Annotated in this window: 17 protein-coding genes; 10 read left to right on the forward strand and 7 right to left on the reverse strand. The window is 74.7% G+C overall.

Annotated elements, in window-relative coordinates; all coding sequences use genetic code 11:
* Nucleotides 1-41 precede the first annotated feature (41 nt).
* The 3 genes from O7619_RS25225 (at nucleotide 42) to O7619_RS25235 (ending at nucleotide 3,468) form a co-directional block, all read left to right on the forward strand.
* Nucleotides 42-1,895, forward strand: a complete 1,854-nt coding sequence (locus tag O7619_RS25225; protein ID WP_282283799.1) for a DUF2079 domain-containing protein — start codon at nucleotides 42-44, stop codon at nucleotides 1,893-1,895.
* 125 nt (nucleotides 1,896-2,020) lie between these two features.
* The gene (gene lipB, locus O7619_RS25230; RefSeq protein ID WP_282283801.1) at nucleotides 2,021-2,662 is read left to right on the forward strand and encodes a lipoyl(octanoyl) transferase LipB; all 642 of its coding nucleotides are present in this window, start codon (nucleotides 2,021-2,023) and stop codon (nucleotides 2,660-2,662) included.
* A gap of 134 nt (nucleotides 2,663-2,796) precedes the next feature.
* Nucleotides 2,797-3,468, forward strand: a complete 672-nt coding sequence (locus tag O7619_RS25235; RefSeq protein ID WP_282283802.1) for a lytic polysaccharide monooxygenase — start codon at nucleotides 2,797-2,799, stop codon at nucleotides 3,466-3,468.
* Nucleotides 3,469-3,529: 61 nt separating this feature from the next.
* On the opposite strand, the gene aspS is transcribed toward O7619_RS25235, so the two are convergent.
* On the reverse strand, nucleotides 3,530-4,816 hold the full coding sequence (gene aspS, locus O7619_RS25240; protein WP_282283803.1) for an aspartate--tRNA(Asn) ligase: 1,287 nt from the start codon (nucleotides 4,814-4,816) through the stop codon (nucleotides 3,530-3,532).
* 417 nt (nucleotides 4,817-5,233) lie between these two features.
* Here aspS and lipA point away from each other — a divergent pair, with 417 nt between their 5' ends.
* The 3 genes from lipA (at nucleotide 5,234) to O7619_RS25255 (ending at nucleotide 8,757) form a co-directional block, all read left to right on the forward strand.
* The gene (gene lipA, locus O7619_RS25245; RefSeq protein WP_282283804.1) at nucleotides 5,234-6,280 is read left to right on the forward strand and encodes a lipoyl synthase; all 1,047 of its coding nucleotides are present in this window, start codon (nucleotides 5,234-5,236) and stop codon (nucleotides 6,278-6,280) included.
* 49 nt (nucleotides 6,281-6,329) lie between these two features.
* Complete coding sequence (locus tag O7619_RS25250; RefSeq protein ID WP_282283805.1) at nucleotides 6,330-7,991, forward strand: DUF423 domain-containing protein; 1,662 nt, start codon at nucleotides 6,330-6,332, stop codon at nucleotides 7,989-7,991.
* A gap of 76 nt (nucleotides 7,992-8,067) precedes the next feature.
* Nucleotides 8,068-8,757 carry a DUF4191 domain-containing protein gene (locus tag O7619_RS25255; RefSeq protein ID WP_282283806.1) on the forward strand — a complete coding sequence of 230 codons (690 nt, stop codon included), beginning with the start codon at nucleotides 8,068-8,070 and terminating at the stop codon, nucleotides 8,755-8,757.
* Between the two features lie 65 nt (nucleotides 8,758-8,822).
* Here the strand turns inward: O7619_RS25255 and O7619_RS25260 are convergent, their stop codons facing one another.
* Complete coding sequence (locus O7619_RS25260; protein ID WP_348774337.1) at nucleotides 8,823-9,224, reverse strand: RDD family protein; 402 nt, start codon at nucleotides 9,222-9,224, stop codon at nucleotides 8,823-8,825.
* A 193-nt stretch (nucleotides 9,225-9,417) separates the two neighbouring features.
* On the opposite strand from O7619_RS25260, the gene glnA reads away from it, so the two are divergent.
* On the forward strand, nucleotides 9,418-10,842 hold the full coding sequence (gene glnA, locus O7619_RS25265) for a type I glutamate--ammonia ligase (protein ID WP_282283807.1): 1,425 nt from the start codon (nucleotides 9,418-9,420) through the stop codon (nucleotides 10,840-10,842).
* 75 nt (nucleotides 10,843-10,917) lie between these two features.
* Here glnA and mptB (O7619_RS25270) read toward each other — a convergent pair whose 3' ends face one another.
* Both mptB (O7619_RS25270) and mptB (O7619_RS25275) read right to left on the reverse strand, forming a co-directional pair.
* The gene (gene mptB / locus O7619_RS25270; RefSeq protein WP_282283808.1) at nucleotides 10,918-12,411 is read right to left on the reverse strand and encodes a polyprenol phosphomannose-dependent alpha 1,6 mannosyltransferase MptB; all 1,494 of its coding nucleotides are present in this window, start codon (nucleotides 12,409-12,411) and stop codon (nucleotides 10,918-10,920) included.
* A gap of 11 nt (nucleotides 12,412-12,422) precedes the next feature.
* The gene (mptB, locus tag O7619_RS25275) at nucleotides 12,423-13,859 is read right to left on the reverse strand and encodes a polyprenol phosphomannose-dependent alpha 1,6 mannosyltransferase MptB (RefSeq protein ID WP_282288942.1); all 1,437 of its coding nucleotides are present in this window, start codon (nucleotides 13,857-13,859) and stop codon (nucleotides 12,423-12,425) included.
* Nucleotides 13,860-13,871: 12 nt separating this feature from the next.
* Between mptB (O7619_RS25275) and O7619_RS25280 the strand changes: the two genes are divergently transcribed.
* Nucleotides 13,872-15,635 carry a hypothetical protein gene (locus tag O7619_RS25280; RefSeq protein ID WP_282283809.1) on the forward strand — a complete coding sequence of 588 codons (1,764 nt, stop codon included), beginning with the start codon at nucleotides 13,872-13,874 and terminating at the stop codon, nucleotides 15,633-15,635.
* 64 nt (nucleotides 15,636-15,699) lie between these two features.
* Here O7619_RS25280 and O7619_RS25285 read toward each other — a convergent pair whose 3' ends face one another.
* Both O7619_RS25285 and O7619_RS25290 read right to left on the reverse strand, forming a co-directional pair.
* Nucleotides 15,700-18,723 carry a bifunctional [glutamine synthetase] adenylyltransferase/[glutamine synthetase]-adenylyl-L-tyrosine phosphorylase gene (locus tag O7619_RS25285; RefSeq protein WP_282283810.1) on the reverse strand — a complete coding sequence of 1,008 codons (3,024 nt, stop codon included), beginning with the start codon at nucleotides 18,721-18,723 and terminating at the stop codon, nucleotides 15,700-15,702.
* 1 nt (nucleotide 18,724) lies between these two features.
* The gene (locus tag O7619_RS25290) at nucleotides 18,725-19,492 is read right to left on the reverse strand and encodes a type 1 glutamine amidotransferase (protein ID WP_282283811.1); all 768 of its coding nucleotides are present in this window, start codon (nucleotides 19,490-19,492) and stop codon (nucleotides 18,725-18,727) included.
* 66 nt (nucleotides 19,493-19,558) lie between these two features.
* On the opposite strand from O7619_RS25290, the gene O7619_RS25295 reads away from it, so the two are divergent.
* Nucleotides 19,559-20,488, forward strand: coding sequence for an LD-carboxypeptidase (locus tag O7619_RS25295; protein ID WP_282283812.1), 930 nt, complete (start codon nucleotides 19,559-19,561; stop codon nucleotides 20,486-20,488).
* A 2-nt stretch (nucleotides 20,489-20,490) separates the two neighbouring features.
* Here O7619_RS25295 and O7619_RS25300 read toward each other — a convergent pair whose 3' ends face one another.
* Nucleotides 20,491-21,384 (reverse strand): virginiamycin B lyase, encoded by an 894-nt coding sequence (locus O7619_RS25300; RefSeq protein ID WP_282283814.1) that lies wholly within the window; start codon nucleotides 21,382-21,384, stop codon nucleotides 20,491-20,493.
* Nucleotides 21,385-21,565: 181 nt separating this feature from the next.
* On the opposite strand from O7619_RS25300, the gene O7619_RS25305 reads away from it, so the two are divergent.
* Nucleotides 21,566-22,078: a hypothetical protein gene (locus O7619_RS25305; protein ID WP_282283815.1), complete on the forward strand. Its 513-nt coding sequence runs from the start codon at nucleotides 21,566-21,568 to the stop codon at nucleotides 22,076-22,078.
* Nucleotides 22,079-22,199: the final 121 nt, after the last annotated feature.

Consider the following 22,199-nt stretch of genomic DNA (forward strand, 5'->3'; position numbering starts at 1 on the left):
TCCGGGCGGTGTGCCCGGGTCCGGTTGGTAACGTCCGCTGCGTGCCGTCCTCCCCGTCCCCGGTCACCGGCCCGCCGCCCGCCCGCACCGCCCGCGACCGGCGCGCGGACCTGCTGGTGACGCTCGCGGCGCTGGCGCTGGCGCTCTGGGTGACGAGCGGGATGTGGCGGGACCCGAACACCCGCACGATCACGGTCAACTCCAGCGACCAGGCGCTGTTCGAGTGGCTGCTCGCGTTCGGCGGGCACGCGCTCACCCACGGTCAGAACCCGTTCTTCACCCACCTGATCAACGTCCCGGACGGGGTGAACCTCGCGGTCAACACCTCGATCACCGTGTACGCGGCGGTCTTCGCGCCGCTGACGTACCTGATCGGGCCGCCCGCGACGTTCCTGGTGATCCTCACGCTCAACCTGGCCGCCACGGCGGTGGCCTGGTACTGGCTGCTCAGCCGGCACCTGGTCGGCAGCCGGCTGGCCGCCGGGGTGGGCGCGCTGTTCATCGCCTACTGCCCGGCCATGGTGTCGCACGCCAACGCGCACCTGAACTGGACCGCCGGCTGGCTGGTGCCGCTGCTCGTCTGGGGCGTGTTCCGGCTGCGCCGGCCCGGCCGCGCGGTCACCGGCGGGATCGTGCTCGGCCTGCTGGTGGCGGTCGCCTTCTCGATCGCCGCCGAGGGGCTGTTCTTCACCGCTCTGGCGCTCGCCCTGTTCCTGCTGGTCCGGGCGGCACACCCGGCCCGGTGGGCGGAGGCGCGGGCCGTGCTGCCCCGGATGCTGGCCGGGCTCGGGGTGACCGCGCTGGTGGCCGGCGTGCTGCTGGCGTACCCCCTCTGGTTGCACTTCGCCGGGCCGCAACGGTTCCACGGCACCGGCTTCGACCCGCTGATCCACTCCGAGGACGTCGCCGCGTACCTGTCGTACCCGCGCCGGTCGCTCGCCGGCTGGGCCGGGTTCGGCACCTCGCTCGCGCCCAACCCGACCGAGGAGAACTCGTTCTTCGGGGTGCCGCTGCTGCTGCTCGCGGTCGCCTGCTTCGTCCTGCTGTGGCGGCGCGCGGACCGGGCGTTCCGGGCCACCCTGCTCGCGCTCGGCGTGACGGCGGTGGTCTTCGCGGTGCTCTCCTGGGGGCCGACGGTCAAGTGGAACGGCCGGCGCACCGACCAGTTGCTGCCGTTCGGGGTGCTGGACAACCTGCCGGTGGTCAACGCGGCGTTGCCGTCCCGGCTGGCCCTGGTCGTCGCGCCGGTGATCGGCCTGCTGCTGGCGTACGCGATCGACGCCCTGCGCCGCCCACCGGCGCGGCCCGACCGTCCGGACGAGCGCAGCCGGCCGTCCCGGCGGCGGGTGGCCGGCGCGGCCTGGGTGGTCGGCTTCGCCGTCGCGCTGCTGCCGCTGCTGCCCACCCCGCTGCTCACGAGCGTCCGCGAACCGGTCCCGGCGTTCATCACCGGCGGGGCCTGGAAGCGCTACGTCCCGCCCGACGGGGTCCTCACCCCGCTGCCGCTGACCGTCGACGTCTATCCGGACGGGCAGCGCTGGCAGGCGTACGCGCTGGCCCACCGGCAGGGCGAGTTCCGCATCCCGGCCGGCTTCTTCCTCGGCCCGGGCGGGCCGGACGGCCGGGGCCGGATCGGCCCGGTGCCGCGCACCTTCGACAGCCTGATGGACCAGGCCGGGAGCACCGGTCTGGTACCGATCATCACCGCGGGCAGCATCGCGGAGTCCCGGGCCGACCTGCGCTACTGGGGGGTACGGGCGGTGGTGCTGGCCGACCGGGTGCACGGCGCCAAGTACGACGTCGACGAGGAGGCGCTGCGCCGCACCGCCACCGCCCTGCTCGGCCCGCCGGAACGGGTCGAGGACGTCTGGTTGTGGCGGGTGCCGGCCGCGTGACGTCCGCCGCGGTGCCGGCGGCGTCAGGTCCGCTGCCGCGGCACCGGGCGCGTGCCGGGCGCCGGTGCCGGGACGCGACGAGTGTCACGGGTCGGCGGGCCGGGCGGCGGGACTACGCTTGCCGGGTGAGCGTGACGACTTCCGGTTTGACCACCGTCCGTGCCGGCCGGCTCGACTACCAGGCCGCCTGGGACGAGCAACGGCGGCTGCACGAGGCCGTGGTGGCCGGCGAGCGGGGCGACACGGTGCTGCTGCTGGAGCACCCGAGCGTCTACACCGCCGGCAAGCGGACCGAGCCGTGGGACCGACCGGTGGACGGCACCCCGGTGGTGGACGTGGACCGCGGCGGCAAGATCACCTGGCACGGTCCGGGGCAGCTCGTCGGCTACCCGATCGTGCGCCTGCCCGACCCGGTCGACGTGGTGGCGTACGTGCGACGCACCGAGCAACTGCTGATCGACGTCTGCGCCGAGTTCGGGCTGACCGCCGGCCGGGTCGAGGGACGCAGCGGCGTGTGGGTGCCGGAGGACGACCGGGGGCCGGCGCGCAAGGTGGCCGCCATCGGCATCCGGGTCGCCCGCGGTGTCACGCTGCACGGCTTCTCCATCAACTGCGACTGCGACCTGGGCTTCTTCGACCGGATCGTGCCCTGCGGCATCCGCGACGCCGGGGTCACCTCGCTCACCGCCGAGTTGGGCCGGTCGGTCACCGTCGCCGACGTGCTGCCGGTCGTCGAGCGGCACCTGCCCACCCTGACCCGGATCTAACCCGCCTCACCTGCGCGAATCCGCCCCAGTTCGGACAAAGATATAGATGATCATTGATATTTGATGTCGTAAATGCGACGCTAGGTATGGAAGCGCTCCCACTCCCATCCTAAGCGCCGAAGGAGGACGTAACCGTGCGTTCCCACCACCAATCCGACCAACCGCGATCAGCCGTCCGCCACCCCGTCCGCGCGCTCGTCGTGGCGCTCGCCCTGCTGGCCGGCGCGCTCGCCGTACCCGGCGCGGCCCAGGCCCACGGCACGATCGTCAGCCCGGCCACCCGCGCCTACAAGTGCTGGCAGACCTGGGGCAGCCACCACACCGACCCGGCCATGCAGCAGCAGGACCCGATGTGCTGGCAGGCGTTCCAGGCCAACGCCGACACCATGTGGAACTGGATGAGCGCCCTGCGCGACGGCCTCGGCGGGCAGTTCCAGGCCCGCACCCCCGACGGTCAACTGTGCAGCAACGCGCTGTCCCGCAACGACAGCCTGAACCGGCCCGGAGCGTGGAAGACCAGCAACATCGGCCGCAACTTCACCGTGCAGCTCTACGACCAGGCCAGCCACGGCGCCGACTACTTCAAGGTCTACGTGAGCAAGCAGGGGTTCAACCCGACCACCCAGACGCTGGGCTGGGGCAACCTCGACTACATCACGCAGACCGGCCGGTACGCGCCGTCGCAGAACATCAGCTTCAACGTCTCCACCTCCGGCTACACCGGACACCACATCCTCTTCGTCATCTGGCAGGCGTCCCACCTCGACCAGGCGTACATGTGGTGCAGTGACGTGAACTTCACCTGATCCGACCGCACCACTCCGCACCGCTCCGGCCCGGGACGCGCGCGTCCCGGGCCGGAGCGCGTCAGGGGGTGAGGCGGTGCAGGTCGCGCGGGAACGCGGTCACCTCCCGGACGTTCGCCGCGCCGGTCAACCGGGCCACGAACCGCTCCAGGCCGATCGCGAAGCCGCCGTGCGGCGGCATCCCGTGCCGGAACGCCTCCACGTACCCGGCGTACGGCTCCACCGCCTCACCCCGCGCCGCCAGAGCGGCCAGGTAGTCGGCGTACCGATGCAGCCGCTGCCCGCCGGTGACCAGCTCCATCCCCCGGAACAGCAGGTCAAAGCCATTGGAGTACGCCGGGCGGGCCGGGTCCGGGTGGGTGTAGAAGGGCCGCTTCGCCATCGGGTACCCGGTGACGAACAGGAAGTCGCTGCCGTGCTCGGTCCGGGCCCACTCCCCCAGCGCCCGCTCGTGCGCCGGCGCCAGGTCGGGCTCGTCGGCCGGCGCGCCGGCGATCGTCAGCGCGTCGGCGAAGTGCACCGCCGGGATCTCCGCGGGCACCTCCGGCACGGTCACGCCGAGCGTGTCGAGCGCGCCGCCGGCCCGGTCCACGACGCTCGCGAGCATCCCGGCCAGGGTGTCCCGCAGCACGGTCATCACGTCCCGGTGGTCGGTCACGAAGCCCAGCTCGACGTCGAGCGAGGTGTACTGGGCCAGGTGCCGGACCGTGTCGTGCGGCTCGGCGCGGAACACCGGCCCCACCTCGTACACCCGCTCGAAGACGCCCACCATGAGCTGCTTGTAGAACTGCGGCGACTGGGCCAGGTAGGCGGGGCGGCCGAACCAGTCGAGCGCGAAGACGTTCGCGCCGCTCTCGGTGGACGAGCCGACCACCTTCGGCGTGTGCACCTCGACGAAGCGCCGCCGGTCGAGCGTGGCGCGGAACCCGGCCACGGCCGCCGCCGAGATCCGCAGCGCGGCGGACCGGGTCGGGTGGCGCAGCGCGGTCGGCGCGTGGTCGAGCTGGGTGGGCAGGCTCGCGGTGAGCACCGGCCGGTACAGGTCGAACGGCGGCGGTACGGCGGGCGGGCCGAGCGGGCGTACCGTCGGCTCGACGACCTCGACCCCGGCGGGCGCGGTGGGGTTCGCGACCACCGTGCCGACCACCTCGACGACGGTCTCCTCGGTGAGCGCCTCGACCTGCGCGCGCACGTCGGGCGCGGCGACCACCACCTGGGCGAGCCCGGCGGCGTCCCGGACGATCAGGAACGCCACCGACTTGAGCAGCCGGCGGCGGTGGACCCAGCCGGCGAGCCGGACGGTCGCGCCGACGTGGGCGGGGAGCTGGTTGGACAGGATGCGTTGCACGGCGGTTACCTCCTCGATCAATCGCAACGCGATCCCCAGGGAGGTGTGGGCGAGCGGGAGCCTCGCGGTGCCACCACACCTTCGCCCCCGCCGGAGCGGGAGCCTCGTTCGTCGCCTTTTCACCGGGGCCAGCCGGGCGGGGTCTACTGGGCGCGGGTGTTAAGCGGGGGCCCCGCCTCTACCGAAAGCGTTAAGAAGGGGCCCCTCCTTACACACACACGCTGTTCTTCCCGCAGCTCGGGAGGGTCTTCGCGGACCGGCGCCAGGCCGCCTTTCCAGCATCGGCGGCTCTCTGGGCTGGCGGGTCGGTCCGCTACTCGGCTCCGTCGCAGCTCTGCCGGGCACGCTAGCACCGGGACCGCCGAGTGTGACGCCGGTTTTTTGGCTGGCCGTGTCCGGTGTCACAACGTTTCCGGGGTGACGGCGGTCGCCCGACGTTCATCGACCGCCGCCGACCGGCGTAGGCTCGATTTTGTGACGATCGAGCATTCCGCGCCGACGACTCAGCAGCCAGCGCCCACCGCGACTGTCGCTCCGGAGGGGCGGCGCATGCTGCGGATCGAGGCGCGCAACGCCGAGACGCCGATCGAGCGCAAACCGCCGTGGATCAAGGTCAAGGCCAAGATGGGCCCGGAATACACCGAGTTGCGCGGGCTCGTCTCGCGCGAGGGCCTGCACACGGTGTGCCAGGAGGCCGGCTGCCCCAACATCTACGAGTGCTGGGAGGACCGCGAGGCCACCTTCCTCATCGGCGGTGACCAGTGCACCCGGCGCTGCGACTTCTGCCAGATCGACACCGGCAAGCCGGCCGAGTTCGACGCCGACGAGCCGCGCCGGGTCGCCGAGTCGGTGGCCGCGATGGGCCTGCGCTACGCGACCATCACCGGCGTGGCCCGCGACGACCTGCCCGACGGCGGCGCCTGGCTCTACGCCGAGACGGTCCGGCAGATCCACGCCCTGCGTTCCGGCTGCGGCGTCGAGCTGCTGATCCCCGACTTCAACGCGGTGCCCGAGCAGCTCGCCGAGGTCTTCGGCGCACGCCCGGAGGTGCTGGCGCACAACGTGGAGACCGTGCCGCGCATCTTCAAGCGGATCCGCCCGGCGTTCCGCTACGAGCGGTCGCTCGACGTGATCCGCCAGGCCCGCGCCGACGGTCTGGTCACCAAGAGCAACCTCATCCTCGGCATGGGCGAGGAGCGCGCCGAGGTCTCCCAGGCGCTGCGCGACCTGCACGAGGCAGGCTGCGAGCTGATCACCATCACGCAGTACCTGCGCCCCTCCCCCCGGCACCACCCGGTCACCCGCTGGGTCAAGCCGGAGGAGTTCGTCGAGCTGCGCGAGGAGGCCGAGGAGATCGGCTTCGCCGGCGTGATGAGCGGCCCGCTGGTCCGCTCGTCCTACCGGGCCGGCCGCCTCTACCAGGCGGCGCTCACCGCACGCGAGCAGGTCGCCGTCGCCGGCTGAGGCCGGCGTCCGACCGCGTCGCCCCCCGCCGGATGCCATGATCCCAGGCATGACCGCCGGGGTACGCGAGGAGCCACGCGAGGCCGACCACCCGCGTACGCCCCGGCGTCCCCGGCTGCCGACGCTGTTGGCCCTGCTCGTCGGGTCCGCCGGGGTCGCCTACCGGCTGGCGCTGCTGCTCGCCGACGCGCCGCCCAGCAACAGCGACGAGGCGACCATGGGGCTGGCCGCCCTGCACATCGCCCGGGGTGTCGACTTCCCGGTCTGGTTCTACGGCCAGGCGTACATGGGCACGCTGGAGGCGTACCTGGCCGCGCCGCTGATCGCGGTCACCGGGCCGTCCGTGCTCGCGCTGCGGCTGCCCACCCTGGCCCTGTACGCGCTGTTCCTGCTGCTGTCCTGGCGGCTCACCCGCCGGCTCGGCGGCGACCGCTGGTACGCCCTGCTCGTCGTCGCCGTGCTCGCGCTCGGCGCGGACCGGGTGGTGAAGAACCAGCTCATCGCCGGCGGCGGCTATCCCGAGCTGAACCCGGCCGGGGCGGCGCTGGCGCTGCTCACGGTCGGGCTGTGCGCCGGCGGTCCGGGCGCGCGGCTGCCCCGCTGGGCGGCCTGGGGGCTGGTCGCCGGCGTGCTGCTCTGGGTGGACCCGCTGATCCTGCCGTTCGTGCTGACGCTCGGCGCGCTGCTGGTGGCGTGGCGGCGGCGGGAGTTGGCCGGCCGGCGCGGGGCCGTGCTTGCGGGCGCGCTGCTGCTGGGCGTCGCCCCGATGGTGTTCGACAATCTCCGGCACGGCCGTGACCCGCTCACCGCGGTGCTCGCGGCGAGCGGCTCGGGCGCGGCGGCGGGCTGGGCCGAGCGGTTGCACGGCGGTCTGGTCATCGGCCCGCCGCTGGCCCTGGGTTTCTGTTCGCCGGGGCGCTGCGCCCCGTGGCAACTGTGGTGGGCGCTCGCCTTCCCGGTCCTGCTGCTGCTCGCCGCGCTTGCCGCGTGGCGGGTGCTGCGCCGCGTCGGTCCGCCTGCCGACCGGGTGTCGGCGGGGGTGCGGTTGGCGCTGCTCGTCGGCGCGGCGGCGGTGCTGGCGGCGTACGCGTCGAGCAACGCGGCCGGGCGTACGCCGACCGAGAGTGGCCGCTACCTGTCCTGCCTCGCGGTCGCCGTCCCCGCCCTGCTCTGGCCGCTGTGGCAGGCCGCCCGCCCCTTGGCCGCCCGGCTCGCCCCACGTGCGAGCAGTGGCCGGCTCGGCGAGCGTGCCCTGGTGTCGAGCAAGCCCGAGACAGCCGGGGTCGGGGGCAGGGCGGTGGGGGCGGTGCTGGTGCTGGCGGGGGTGCTCGGGACCGGGACGGCCGCCACGGTGGACGCGATCCGGGCGGTGCCGGCCGTGCACGCCGAGGCCGACCGGCACCGGGCGCTCGTCGACACGCTCGGCGCGCTCGGCGTCCGGCACGTGCGGGGCGGCTACTGGACGTGCAACCGGCTCACGTTCGCCACCGGCGAGGACGTGGTCTGCGCGGTGGTGGACGACCACCTGCACCCCGGGTTCGACCGGCTGCCGGCGTACCGGCGGGAGGTGGCCGCGGACCCGCACGCGGCCTGGGTGGCTCCGGACGACTCACCGCTGGCCGCGACGCTGGACCGGCGGCTCGGCCCCGAACCGGGCGCGCTCGACGTGGTCACGGTGGCCGGCTGGCGGATCTATCTGCCGCGCCGCTGAGCGGGCCGGAACGCCGGGCGCGGGAACGGGCAGCCACGGATCAACGGGTTGAGCGCCGACCACTAGACTCTGCGGCATGGCAAAGCCCCAGGAGAAGGTCTCGTTCGGCCAGCGGCTGAAGCAGATCGGGATGGTGTTCACGTTCACCGCCAAGCAGGACAAGTGGTTCGCGCCGCTGGCCGCGGCGGCGGTGCTGATCCCGCTCGCGCTCACCGTGGTCGCGGTGATCGCCTGGGGCTGGATCTGGCTGCCGGTCGGCATCCTGCTCGCGCTGCTCGCCCTGCTGGTCGTGCTCAACCTGCGGTCCAACAAGGCGATGATGAACGCCGCCGAGGGGCAACCCGGCGCGGCGGCGCAGATCATGGAGAGCATGCGCGGCGACTGGCGGGTCACCCCGGCGGTCAGCTCCACCACCCAGATGGACATGATCCACCTGGTGCTGGGCCGCGCCGGCGTGATCCTGCTGGCCGAGGGGAACCCGCAGCGGGTGCGGGGCCTGCTCGGGCAGGAGAAGCGCCGGCTGGCCAAGGTGATCGGCTCGGCCCCGCTGCACGACTACGTGATCGGTCAGGGCGAGGGCGAGCTGCCGGTCCGCAAGCTGCGGATGACCGTGATGCGGCTGCCCCGCACGCTCTCCCCCAAGGACGTCAACGCCCTCGACAAGCGGCTCAAGGCGCTGACCGCGCGACCGCAGATGCCCAAGGGGGCGGTGCCGAAGAACATGCGGCCCCCGCGCGGCGCGTTCCGGCAGTCCCGGGGGCGCTGACTCCCGGCCTACTCGGAAAAAGGAGCCGGTCCCCCGCGGGGCCGGCTCCTTCGCCGTCGGGTGGGTCAGCGGCGGGGCGCGTCGGTGACGACCGCGCCGGTGAGCCGGTCGTGCAGGCCGCGCCGGTGCTGGTCCATGATCAGGGCGGGTACGACGAGGGCGAGCAGGAGCCCGCGCAGCAGCGCCCGGGCGAGCCCGATCCGGCCGCCGTCGGCCCAGGCCACGCAGCGCAGCCGGGTCAGGTACATGCCGGGGGTCTGGGCGAAGAGGCCGAGGAAGAAGCCGTATTCCAGGATCAGCACCAGGACCGGCGGCCAGCCGTCGCGGACCGGGTCGGCGAAGGACCGGGCGACAAGCAGGCAGAGCACCCAGTCGATGACGAGCGCGCCGAAGCGGCGGCCGAGGCCGGGGGGCGTGAAGGCGGGGTCGGTGGCGGGCGGCACCGGTGCGGCGGCGGTATCGGTCACAGCGGACAGGGTAACGTCGCCTCGGCACTCACCGAAAAATCCGACAATGCCTTCAAAAGCCATTAGATCGTACGGGCGCTGACGCTCCGCGAGCGACGTAACACGGCGGAAACAGGGGGGACACCCCCGGGCAACCGCCCGGCCATAGCGTCGCCAAAAGTCAGCCACCGGAGTGGACCTGCCAGGAGGACGTGTGTTCGCCAATCCCGAGGAACTCCTGCGATACCTCAGCAACGAGGACGTGAAGTTCGTCGACGTACGCTTCTGTGACCTGCCCGGGGTCATGCAGCACTTCAACATCCCGGTCGAGTCCGTCAACGACGACCTCTTCACCGACGGCCTCGCGTTCGACGGCTCGTCGATCCGCGGCTTCCAGGCGATCCACGAGTCGGACATGCTCCTGCTCCCGGACGTCGCCACCGCCTTCATCGACCCGTTCCGCGCGCAGAAGACCCTCGCGCTGAACTTCTTCATCCACGACCCGTTCACCCGCGAGGCCTACTCCCGCGACCCCCGCAACGTGGCCAAGAAGGCCGAGGCCTACCTCGCCGCCAGCGGCATCGCCGACACCGCCTACTTCGGCGCCGAGGCGGAGTTCTACATCTTCGACTCCATCCGCCACGAAACCTCCGCCAACCAGTCGTTCTACTACATCGACTCGATCGAGGGCGCCTGGAACACCGGCCGCGAGGAAGACGGCGGCAACCGCGGCTACAAGACCGCCTACAAGGGCGGCTACTTCCCGGTCCCCCCGGTCGACCACTACGCCGACCTGCGCGACTCGATCGTGCGCCGGCTCGTCGACACCGGCTTCACCGTGGAGCGCTCGCACCACGAGGTCGGCACCGCCGGCCAGGCGGAGATCAACTACAAGTTCTCCACCCTGCTGCACGCCGGTGACCAGCTCCAGCTCTTCAAGTACATCGTGAAGAACGAGGCGTGGGCCAAGGGCAAGACCGCCACGTTCATGCCCAAGCCGCTGTTCGGTGACAACGGCTCCGGCATGCACACCCACCAGAGCCTCTGGCTGAACGGCGAGCCGCTGTTCTACGACGAGACCGGCTACGCCGGCCTGTCCGACACCGCCCGCTGGTACATCGGCGGCCTCCTGCACCACGCGCCGTCGCTGCTCGCCTTCACCAACCCCACGGTCAACTCCTACCGGCGACTCGTGCCCGGCTTCGAGGCACCGGTCAACCTGGTCTACTCCCAGCGCAACCGCTCCGCCTGCACCCGCATCCCGGTCACCGGCAGCAACCCCAAGGCCAAGCGCGTCGAGTTCCGCGTGCCGGACCCGTCGGCCAACGTCTACCTCGCCTTCTCCGCGATGATGATGGCCGGCCTCGACGGCATCAAGAGCAAGATCGAGCCGCCGGCCCCGATCGACAAGGACCTCTACGACCTGCCCCCGGAGGAGTGGGGCGACGTCAAGCAGGTCCCCGGCTCGCTGCCGGCCGTGCTCGACTCGCTCGAGGCCGACCACGACTACCTGCTCGACGGCGGCGTGTTCACGCCGGACCTGATCTCCACCTGGGTCGACTGGAAGCGGGCCAACGAGGTCGACCCGGTGCGCCTGCGCCCGACCCCGCACGAGTTCGCCATGTACTACGACTGCTGAGCACGCTCGTCAGCACCGGCCGGGCCGGCTCCGCGATTGGCGGGGCCGGCCCGGCCGTTCCGTCGCCCCCCGGGATCACGCCACCTTCCGGCGGCGCAGCCCGGCCCGGACGCCTGCCACCAGGACGGTCACCACGAGCGCGGTCATCAGCACCGCGCCGGGCGCCTTGGTGAACCGGGCCAGGTTGGTGCCGTCCGGCAGCGTGAGCACCGACGCCACCACGCAGGGCGCCACGAACCAGACCGTCCGGGCCGGCGGCGTCACCACCACCGCGAGCAGCGCCAGCGGCCAGATCGCGTACCACGGGTGGAAGACCGGGGCGAGCAGCACGGTGGCGGCCAGCGCCAGGCCGGCGCCGAGCAGCGCCACCCGGATCCGGGCCGTCTCCGCCGGACGGGCCGTCCCCGGGCCGGCGTCGTCGCGCCGGCGCAGCGCGGTCCACGCCCGCCACCAGAGCGCCACCAGCACCCCGACCAGCAGCACCAGCCCGACCGCCCGGGTCACCGGCACCGCGTGCGGGTGACGACCGGCCAGCCCACCGACGTAGTCGACCACGAAACCGACAGCGGTCGGCGGCGACGTCCACTGCTGGGAGTCGGCGCTGTGGCCGAGCCCGGCCACCCAGCCCACGCCGAGGCCGGTGGCGAGCGAGACGACGAGCAACGTGCCGAGCACCACCGCGGCCAGCCGGCCACCGTCGCGTACCAGGGCCCGCCAGGTGTGACGGCCGGGCACGGCGGCGAGCGCCGCGAACGGGAGCACCACCACGGCGGTCGCCTTCACCGCGACCGCCAGGCCCAGCAGCACCCCGGCCACCGGCAGCGCGCGGAGCCGGCCCGGTCGCCCGACCAGGACCAGCAGCCCGGCCAGCATCAGGCCGAGCGCCAGCGCGTCGTTGTGCGCGCCGGCCACCAGGTGCACGCCGACGAGCGGGCAGGCCAGCACCAGCCACACCGCCCGCCGGGCCGGCACCCCGGCGGCCCGGGCCAGGCCGGGCAGGCAGGACGCGACGAGCAGCACCCCGGCCACCGCGACCACCCGGAGCAGCACGATCGCCCCGACCAGGCCACCGCCGGCGAGCACCGCCAGGCCGGCCAGCAGGACGAAGAACGGCCCGTACGGCGCCGGGGTGTCCCGCCAGATCGGCGACACCGAGTCGGTCCACGGGCAGCCGGCCGCGGCGACCCCCACCCGGTACGGGCTGGCACCCTCCGTCCAGGTCCAGCCCTGGCAGACGTACGAGTAGACGTCGCGGCTGCCCAACGGCGGCGCGGCCAGCAGCGGCAGCGCCCAGAGCCCGGCGGTCAGGTACGCCCACCGGCTCGACGGGGCGCCCCAGCGCAGCGACCACCAGGCGCCCACCAGCAGCACCGTCCCCACCAGCCAGCAGCCGAGCGTCACCGGCCCGTGTGGGGCCTGCCAGAGACCGGCGAGCGTGGTCCGGGGCGGGGCGTCGGGCCGGGCCCCGCCGAGCCAGCCGGCGGCGGTGAGCAGGGCCGCACCGGCGAGACCGGCGTACCGGGCGAGGTCGGCGGCGACCGGTCGGACCGGCGCGTCGGGCTCGCCCACCGGCACACTCCTCAGTCCGCCCCCACCGGCTCCCGCACCTTGCGAGCCGACCGTACCAACCGGACGACCAGCACGATCACGAACAGCGTCATCAACGGCGCGCCGGGCATCTTGGTGAAACGGGGCAGACCGGTCCCGTCGGCCAGCACCAGAAACGCCGACACCAGGGTGACGATCGCGAACCAACCGGTCCGGCGGGCGGTGGCGGCCAGCACCGCCAGCGGCCAGAGCCAGTACCACGGGTGGAACAGCGGGGCGAGCGCGACCGTGGCGACAAGCGCCAGCGCCGCGTGCCAGAACGGCTCGCCCCGGCGCCACGCCCGGAACCAGAGCCAGATCAGCAGCACGACAAGCACCACCATGCCGATCGCCCGGGTCGCCGGCAGCGCGTCGACGTGCACCCCGAACGGCGCCAGCAGATAACCGACGGTCTGCCCGACCGCGGTCGGCGGCGAGGTCCAGGCCACCACCAGCCCGCCCTGCTCCAGGCCGCTGACGAAGCCGAGGCCGAGACCCGCGGCCAGGGTCACGGCGGCCAGCGCGGCCAGCGCGCCGCCGACCACCCACCCGCCGTCGCGGATCAGCGCCCGGACCCGGTACGGCCCGACGACCGCGGCCAGCGCCGCGAACGGCACCACCACGAACGCGGTGACCTTGATGCTGGCGGCCAGGCCGAGCAGCAGCCCACCGGCGAGCAGCGGACCCGGCCGGCCCGGTCGGGACGCCACCACGGCCAGCCCGGCGACGAGCAGGCCGACCATCATCGCGTCGTTGTGCGCCCCAGAGGCCAGGTGCACCGGCACCAGCGGGCTGGCCAGCGCCAGCCAGAGCGCCCGCTCCGGCGGCACCCCGCAGCGGCGGGCCAGCGCCGGCAGCGCCCAGGCGGTCAGCGCCACCCCGGCCAGGGCGAGCAGCCGGAACAACGCGACGGCGCCCCACAGCGACCCGGTGGCCTTGACCACCGCGCCGGCGAGCAGCACGAACAACGGACCGTACGGCGCCGGGGTGTCCCGCCAGATGTACGAGATGGTGTCCAACCACGGGCAGGGCAGCGCCGACACGCCCTGCTCGTACGGGTTGAGCCCGGCCGAGAAGCTGGCACCCTGACAGGCGTACGCGTACACGTCCCGGCTACCGAGCGGCGGCGCGACGAGCATCGGCAGCAGCCAGATCGCGACCGTGACGAGCACCCACCGGCTGGACGGGATCCGGTCCCGCAGCGACCACCACGCCCAGGCCAGCAACGCGGTGCCGACCAGCCACAACGCGATGATCAGCGGCCCGTCCGGGCCCTGCCAGATACTGACCGGGGTGGGGCGCAGGTCGCCGTCGGGCAGGGCGCCGCCGAGGTACGCGGCCACGGCGAGCAGCACCGAGCCCGCCAGGCCGGTCCAGCGCGAGAGGTGGTGAGACACATTCGCCATGCTGCCAGTACGGTGGTCCGCGATCAGGAGGTGGGCATGCGGGGCGGTCGGGTGGTGGTGGTCTCGGCCGCGTCGGCGCTCGTCCTCGCCGCGCTGTACCTGATCCTGCCGGCCACCGGCTCGGACCTGTCCGCCCAGGTCGCCCGCGCCGGTTTCTTCGCCGCGCACGGGCCGGCCCTGGTCGACCTGCGCTGGTACGGCGGGGTGCACCCGTGGGGTTACAGCCTCGTCTCCCCGCCGCTGATGGCGCTGCTCGGGGTACGCCCCACCGGCGCGCTCGCGCTGCTCGCCTCGGCCACCGCGTTCGCGGCGCTGCTGGTCCGCCTCCGGGTGCCCCGGCCCCTGCTCGGCAGCCTGGTCGGGGTGGTCACGATCGCCGGCAACCTGGTCTCCGGCCGGGTCACCTACGCCCTCGGCGTCGCGTTCGGCCTGGCCGCGCTGCTCGCCCTCACCCTGCCCGCCCGCACGACGCGGGCCTGGGCGGTCGGCGCGGCCGATCCACTGTCCGCCGCCTCGGCCGGCCCGCCGTCCGCCGCCTCGGCCAGCCCGCCGTCCGCCGGCTCGGCCGGCCTGCCGTCCGCCAGCTCGGCCGGCCCGCTGCGTGTCGGGGCGGCCGGCCGGGTCGGTCTGTTGCGTATCGGGGCGGCCGGCCGGGTCGGTCTGTTGCGGGCCGGGGCGGTCGGCGTGGCCGCGCTGCTCGCCTCGGCGGCCAGTCCGGTGGCCGGGCTGTTCGTCGGGCTCGCCGGTGTCGCGCTGTTGCTCACCCGCCGGTGGGCCGACGGCCTGCTGCTCGCCGTGCCGGCCGCCGCGCCCCTCGCCGTGACCGGGCTGCTGTTCGGCGAGGGCGGTTGGATGAACATCAGCCGGGCCGACACGGTCCACGCCGTGGTGACGAGCCTGCTGGTGGCGGCGCTCGTGGCGTACCGGCCGGTGCGGGTGGGCGCGCTGCTCTCGGCGGCCGGGGTGCTGGCGGCGGCGCTGCTGCCCACCCCGGTCGGCTTGAACGCCACCCGCCTGGTGGTGATGTTCGCGCTGCCGGTGCTGGCCGCCGCCGCCACGCCCCCCGCATGGCTCGACGCCGGCCGGCTCGCGGGGCGGTTTCGGCGGGGCGTCGGGGTGGTCACGCTGGCCGCGCTGCTGGCGGTGGTGTGCTGGTGGCAGCCGCCGGTGGTCACGGCGGACCTGCGCAGCGCCGGCGATCCGACGGCCGACCCGGCGTACTTCGCGCCGCTGCGCGCCGAGCTGGGCCGGCGCGGCCTCACCGGGCGGGTGGAGGTGCCGCCGACCCGCAACTACTGGGAGGCGGCCCGCCTCGGCGAGGTGCCGTTGGCCCGGGGCTGGCTGCGTCAGGCCGACATCGACCGCAACCCGCTGTTCTTCACCACCGTGCCCGGCGCGCCCGGCACCGGCGTCCCGCTGACCGCCGACAGCTACCGGGCCTGGCTGCTCGACAACGCGGTGCAGTACGTCGCCGTGCCCGACGCCGAGCTGTCCTGGGTGGGGCGGCCGGAGGCGGAGCTGGTGGCCGCCGGTCAGCCGTACCTGACCGAGGTCTGGTCGGACCGGCACTGGCGGCTGTACGCGGTCGCCGCGCCCACCCCGTTGGTCGGTGCCCCCGGCGAACTGGTCCGGCAGGACGGCGCCTCGGTCACGTTCCGCGCGTCCGCTCCCGGCCCGGTCCCGATCCGGGTCCGCCACGACCGCTGGCTGACCGTCACCGGCGGCGCCACACTCTCCCCCGACGGCGACTGGCTCACGGTCACGGTCCCCCGCCCCGGCACCTACACCCTCACCAGTTGACCGCCCCCGGCGGTGTTAAGCGGGGGCCCCTGCTATACCGCAGGCGTTAAGCGGGGCCCCCGCCTTACAGGGGGGCTTCGAGGATGCGCTGGACGACGGTGCGGGAGTGCCGGGCGGTGCGCAGATAGTCGTCGAGGAACTCGCCCGGGTCCTCGTGGCCGAGCAGGCGCACCACGCCGGCCAGCTCCACCCCGTGCCGGGGCAGTTGGTCACCGGCCCGGCCCCGCACCAGCATCAGCGCGTCGCGGACCTGGGCGGCGAGCGTCCAGCCGGCGGCCAGCTCGGCCGCGTCGTCGGGGTCGAGCAGGCCGGCGTCGCGGGCGGCGGCCAGGGCGTCGAGCGTACGGGTGCCGCGCAGCGCGGGCAGCCGGCCGGCGTGCCGGAGCTGGAGGAGCTGCACCGCCCACTCCACGTCGGCGAGCCCGCCCCGGCCCAGCTTGGTGTGGGTGGCCGGGTCGGCGCCCCGGGGCAGCCGCTCGGTCTCCACCCGCGCCTTGATCCGGCGGATCTCCACCACCTGTTCGCGGGTCAGCCCGTCGGCCGGGTAGCGCACCGGTGCGATCATCGCCTCGAACTCGGCGCCCAGCTCGGCGTCGCCGCAGACGAACCGGGCCCGCAGCAGCGCCTGCGCCTCCCACACCCGCGACCAGCGCGCGTAGTACTGGGCGTACGCGGCCAGGCTGCGGACCAGCGGCCCCTGCCGGCCCTCGGGGCGCAGGTCGGCGTCGACACCGAGCGGCGGGTCGGGGGCGGGCGCGGAGAGCAGCCGGCGCAGCTCCTCGGCGATCGCGTGCGCGGCGGCGCTGGCCGCGCTCTCCTCCACCCCGGGCGGCGGGTCGTAGACGAAGAGCACGTCGGCGTCGGAGAGGTAGTTGGACTCGTAGCCGCCGAGGCGGCCCATGCCGATCACGGCGAAGCGCAGCCCCGGCGGGCCGGGCTGGGCGGCCCGGGCGGCGCACAGCGCGGCGGTCAGGGTGGCGTCGGTGACGTGGGAGAGGGCGGTGCCGACGGCGCTCACGTCCACCATGGTGGGCCGGCGTTCCCCGCCGCCGGTCGGGCGCGGGGTGAGCGGGGCGAGCGACCCGGCGCGGCTGAGCACGTCGGCGGCGGCGATCCGGACCAGTTCCCGGCGGCGCAGCGCGCGGACCGCGCGGGTGGCCTCGACCGGGTCGTCGTGCCGGGCCGCCGCGGCGACGAACCCCTCGACGAGCGTCTCCCGGCGGGGCGGGGTCAGCTCGGTGTCCTCGGCCAGCAGCCGCAGCGCCTCGGGCTCCCGGGCCAGCAGGTCGGCGGCGTAGCGGGAGGAGGAGAGCACCCGGGCCAGCCGGCGCGCCACCGGGCCGGAGTCGCGCAGCAGGCGCAGGTACCACGGGGTGCTGCCCAGCTTGTCGGAGACCTTCCGGTAGTTGAGCAGCCCGCGGTCCGGCTCGGGGGCGTCGGCGAACTCGTCGAGCAGCACCGGCAGCAGCGTGCGCTGGATCGCGGCGGTGCGGCTGACGCCGCCGGTGAGCGCCTGGAGGTGTCGCAGCGCCCCGGCCGGGTCGGCGAAGCCGAGCACCTCCAGGCGGTGCCGGGCCGCCTCGGGGGTCAGCCGCAGACCCTCGGCCGGCACCCGGGCCACCGATTCCAGCAGCGGCCGGTAGAGCAGCTTGGCGTGCAGCCGGCGTACCTCGGTGGCGTGGGTGACCCACTCGGCGCGGAACTCCTCCACGGCGCTGCGGCCGGGGGTGGCCACGTAGCCGAGCGCGGCGGCGAGCCACCGCAGCGCGGCCGGCTCGGTCGGCACGGTGTGGGTGCGGCGCAGGCCCTGGAGCTGGAGCCGGTGCTCGACGGCGCGCAGGAAGCGGTAGCCGCGCAGCAGCGCCTCGCCGTCGGCGCGGCCGACGTAGCCGCCGGCGACCAGGGCGCGCAGCGCCGGCACGGTGCCCGGCACGCGCAGCGACTCGTCGCCGCGGCCGTGTACGAGCTGAAGCAGTTGGACGGCGAACTCGATGTCGCGCAGCCCGCCCGGACCGCGCTTGATCTCGCGTTCCAGCTCCCTCGGCGGGACGTTGTCGAGGATCTTGCGGCGCATGGACCGGACGTCGGAGACCGCCTCCGGGCGTTCGGCGGCGGTCCAGACCAGCGGGGCGAGCGCGTCGATCCACTCCCGGGCCAGCTCCGGGTCCCCGGCTGCCGGACGGGCCTTGAGCAGCGCCTGGAACTCCCAGGTGCGGGCCCAGCGGCGGTAGTAGGCCAGGTGGCTGGCGAGGGTCCGGACCAGCGGGCCCCGGTTGCCCTCCGGGCGCAGCGCGGCGTCGACCGGCCAGGCGACCAGCCCGCACACACCGATCAGCCGGGTGGCGACCTGGGTGGCGGCGGTCAGGTCGTCGTCACCGGCGGCGACGAAGATGACGTCCACGTCGGAGACGTAGTTGAGTTCGTCGCCGCCGCACTTGCCCATCGCCACCACCGCCAGCCGGGGCGGGGCCGTGCCCTCGGGCAGTTCGTCGACGGCGATGTCGTAGGCGGTGGCCATGGTGGCGTCGGCGAGCCGGGACAGCGCCGCCATGGTCTGTTCCAGGCAACGCCCGCCGGTCAGGTCGGCCGCCGCGATCCGCAGCAACGCCAGCCGGTACGCGTGCCGCAGCAGCGGGACCGCGCCGGTGAGCGTGGTCAGCTTCGCGGCGGCGGTCAGGTCGAGCCGGCCGTCCGCGGTCGGGGCGAGCCCGTCCGGCTCGGTGGCCAGCACCGCCCACTGCCCGGGGTTCGCCACCAGGTGGTCACCGAGCGCCGAGGAGGCGCCGAGCACCGCGACCAGGCGGCGGCGCAGGCCGGGGTCGGCGGCCAGGGCGTCGCGGACCGCCGTCTCGTCGCCGAACCGCCGCTCGGCCTCGACGAGCCGGTGCAGTTGGCGCAGCGCCAGGTCCGGGTCGGCGGCCCGGGACAGCGCGGTGAGCAGCTCGGCGGCGTGGTCGTCGGCCGGTTCCTGGGTGTCCGGCCGCCACAGGGCGAGCCCGTCCGGGCCGACCAGGTCGACCGCGCGCGCCCCGCCGGCGCCCTCGGCGAAACCGTAGCGGGCCAGGCGCCCGTGGGTCGGCCGGGTCACCTCAGGCCCCGAGCAGCGGCAGGCTGCGGCGCGGGTTGTCGTCGCCCAGCTCGCCGAGCGCGAGCGCGGCGAACCGGATCGCGAACGGTTGCCATGCCTCCTCGACGTCGGCCATCGCCCGGTCGCACGCGGCCACCACCAGCTCCGGGTCGTAGCCCAGCTCGGCCAGCATCGCGGAGTCGCGGGACCAGTCGGCGACCATCGCGGTGTCGCACTCGATGTGGAACTGGAGCCCCCACGCCCGATCCCCGAGGCGGAACGCCTGGTGCGGATGGCGGGTGGACGCGGCCAGCAGCGTCGCGCCGTGCGGCAACTCGGTGATCTCGTCGGCGTGCCACTGGAGCACGTCGGGCATCAGCGGAACGTAGCGGAACAGTGGGTCGGTCTCGGCGGCGTCGCGCCGGCCCACCACGGTCGGCCCGACCTCCGGCCCGGACGGGCTGCGCTCGACCTGACCGGCGTGCGCGGTGGCGAGCAGTTGCGCGCCCAGGCAGATCGCCAGCGTGGGCACCCGCCCGCGGACGGCCTTGCGCAGCAACCCCTCCACCGCCGGGAACCAGGGCGCGCCGGGGCTGCCGTCGGCCAGCGGGTGGGCCTGCTGTTCGCCGCCGAGCACCACGAGCGCGGCGTACCCCTCCAGGTCGGCGGGGAGCGGATCGCCCGCGTGCGGGCGCAGGACGCGCAGCTCCAGGCCCCCCTCGGTGAGCCACTCGCCGAGGCGGCGGAGGTCGTCGGTCGGGTCGTTCTCGATCACCAGCGCGGTCGCCACGACGTCGAGGCTAGCCGGTACGCCCGAACGCGGGCGGCGCGGCTCGGCGGCACTAGGCTCGCGGACGTGCCCACCGACGACTGCCTGCGCCCACCGGCCCTGCGTCCCGGCGACGCGGTGATGCTGGTGTCGCCCTCCGGGCCGACCCGTCCCGAGCGGGTGGCCCGCGGCATGGAGCTGCTCACCGGTTGGGGCCTGCGCCCGGTGCCCGCGCCCCACGCGTACGCCCGGCGGGGTTATCTGGCCGGCGACGACGCGCAGCGGGCCGACGACCTGAACCTCGCGTTCGCCGACCCGGAGATCCGCGGGGTGATCTGCACCCGGGGCGGGTACGGCGCGCAGCGGGTGGTCGACGCGATCGACATGGCGGCGGTGCGCCGTGACCCGAAGGTGGTGGCCGGCTTCTCCGACATCACCGCGTTGCAGTTCGCGCTCTGGCGGGGCGCCCGGCTGGCCGGGGTGCACGGTCCCGGGGCCGCCTGGCGGGACGAGCGCACCCCGCTCCGCTCGGCCGAGTCGCTGCACGCCGCGCTGATGACCACCGCGCCGGTGACCGTGACGGCGGTCGAGGCGGAGGAGACGTACCCGGTGCGGGTGCCCGGCCGGGCCGAGGGCCGGCTGATCGGCGGCAACCTGTGCCTGGTCACCGCGTCGATCGGCACTCCGGACATGCCCGACCTGACGGGGGCGATCCTGCTTGTCGAGGAGGTGCAGGAGCCGCCCTACAAGGTCGACCGGATGCTGACCCACTTGCGTCGCTGCGGCGCGCTGGCCGGCGTGGCCGGGGTGGCGGTCGGGCAGTTCACCGAGTGCGCCGACGGCTGGGACACGACGGTGGTGGACGTGCTCACCGACCGCCTGGGCGACCTCGGCGTGCCGGTCCTGGGCGGCCTGCCGATCGGTCACGGCCCCGACCAGCTCACCGTCCCGGTGAACACCCGGGCCACCCTGGACACCACCACAGCCACCCTGACGGTGACCCCCGCCGTCCGCTGACGTCAGGCGGGCGGGGTGAGGTGGGCCACCGCGCCGGTTTCCAGGGCGGTCCAGACCGCGCCGTCCGGGGTGCGTGTCAGGCCGTGGGGTTCGGAGTGCGGACTGGGCAGCGGGTAATGGGTGAACGTGCCGTCCGGGTCGACGTGGGCGACGCGGTTGGCGGCCCACTCGGTGAACCAGCAACCGCCGGCCGGGTCGGCGACGATCGCGTGCGGGCGGGCCGCCCGGTCCGGCAGCGGGAACTCGTCGACGCGCCCATCCGGGGTGATCCGGCCGAGCTGCCCGGCGGCGATCTCGACGAACCAGAGCGCGCCGTCGCCGCCCCGGGTGATGCCGACCGGCCCGGCGGCGTCGGTGGGCAGCGGGTGCAGCGTCACCGAGCCGTCCAGCCCCACCCGGGCGATCGCGTTCGCCTGGTTGAGCGTGAGCCAGAGCGCGTCGTCCGGGCCGGCGGTCAGCATCGACGGGAAGCCCTTGGCCACCGGCAACGGGAACGTGCTGACCGTTCCGTCGACGGTCACCCGACCGACCGTGTCGTCCCCCATGCCGGCGTACCAGAGCGCGCCGTCGGGGCCGGCGGCCAGGCCGCACGGGGCGCAGCCGGGCGGCAGCGCCACCGAACTGCTCTCGCCGTCGACGGTGATCCGGCCGAGCCGGTGGTCGCCGGAGCGGGTGTACCAGAGCGCGCCGTCGGGGCCGGTGGTGATGATCAGGGGCCGGCTCTCCGGCGGGTCGGTGCGGTAGGTCCGTACGTCGCCGTCGCGGCCCAGCCGGGCGACGCCGCCGGAGCCGGCCAACGTCAGCCAGAGCGCGCCGTCCGGTCCGACCGTGATCGAGTACGGGCCGGAGCCCGGCCCGGTGAGCGCGACCTCGCGGATGACGGGCTGCTGTGTCATGGAGTGGCCTCTCGTCGGGAATCCGCCCAGCCTTCCCATCGTCGAGGTGAGCGCGCAACCGCATTTGTCCCGGTCCGGGGCGCGGATTGCCAGCTCGCTGACAGGTTCGCCACGGGTTGCCCCCAGCTCCGGCGGTCACTGTCGGTGACGTCATCGCACCACCACCGCGAAGGAGACCCGCATGATCCGCACGACACGGAAGCGTCTGCTGGTCGGCTTGGCCGCCGCCGGAGTGCTCAGCGCCGGAATCGCCGCCCCGACGGTGGCGCTCGCCGACGACAACAGCCCGAGCGCCAGCGCCGACCAGGGTGACCGCCGCGCCGACCGGCAGTCCGAGTTCGCCGACGCGCTCGCCAAGGAGCTTGGCGTACCGGCCGACAAGGTCACCGCCGCGCTGGAGAAGCTGCGCGACCAGCGGCAGGCCGACCGGCCGGAGCGGCCGAAGCCGCCGTCGACGGAGGACCGGCAGGCCGCCCTGAAGGAGCGGCTGGACCAGGCCGTCGAGGACGGCAAGCTGACCCAGGAGCAGGCCGACGCCGTGCTCAAGGCCGTCGAGGCCGGCGTGTTCCCCGGCCCGGGCGGCGCGGGCGGTCCCGGCCACCGCGGCTGGCACGGCCCGCACGGCAAGCCCGGCACCGCCGGTCAGGACGGCACCGCCGGTCAGGACGACGCGCCCGGCCAGGGCGGTAAGTGACCCGGTGGCCCCGTCACCCCTCGCCGGCCGCATCTCCCTCCAGGCCGGCCCCGGCGGGGCCACCCTCGCTCAGAAGGCGGGGGCCCCGCTTAACGCCTCCGGTATAGGCGGGGCCCCGCTT

The sequence above is a fragment of the Micromonospora sp. WMMD998 genome (assembly GCF_029581235.1).
In the GTDB taxonomy this organism is placed as follows: Bacteria; Actinomycetota; Actinomycetes; order Mycobacteriales; family Micromonosporaceae; genus Micromonospora.

Coding starts and splice junctions, on each gene's coding strand:
- O7619_RS25280 (WP_282283809.1), top strand. CDS start 13,872: ATGCGGGGCGGTCGGGTGGTGGTGGTCTCGGCCGCGTCGGCGCTCGTC.
- O7619_RS25305 (WP_282283815.1), top strand. CDS start 21,566: ATGATCCGCACGACACGGAAGCGTCTGCTGGTCGGCTTGGCCGCCGCC.
- O7619_RS25255 (WP_282283806.1), top strand. CDS start 8,068: ATGGCAAAGCCCCAGGAGAAGGTCTCGTTCGGCCAGCGGCTGAAGCAG.
- O7619_RS25300 (WP_282283814.1), bottom strand. CDS start 21,384: ATGACACAGCAGCCCGTCATCCGCGAGGTCGCGCTCACCGGGCCGGGC.
- O7619_RS25250 (WP_282283805.1), top strand. CDS start 6,330: ATGACCGCCGGGGTACGCGAGGAGCCACGCGAGGCCGACCACCCGCGT.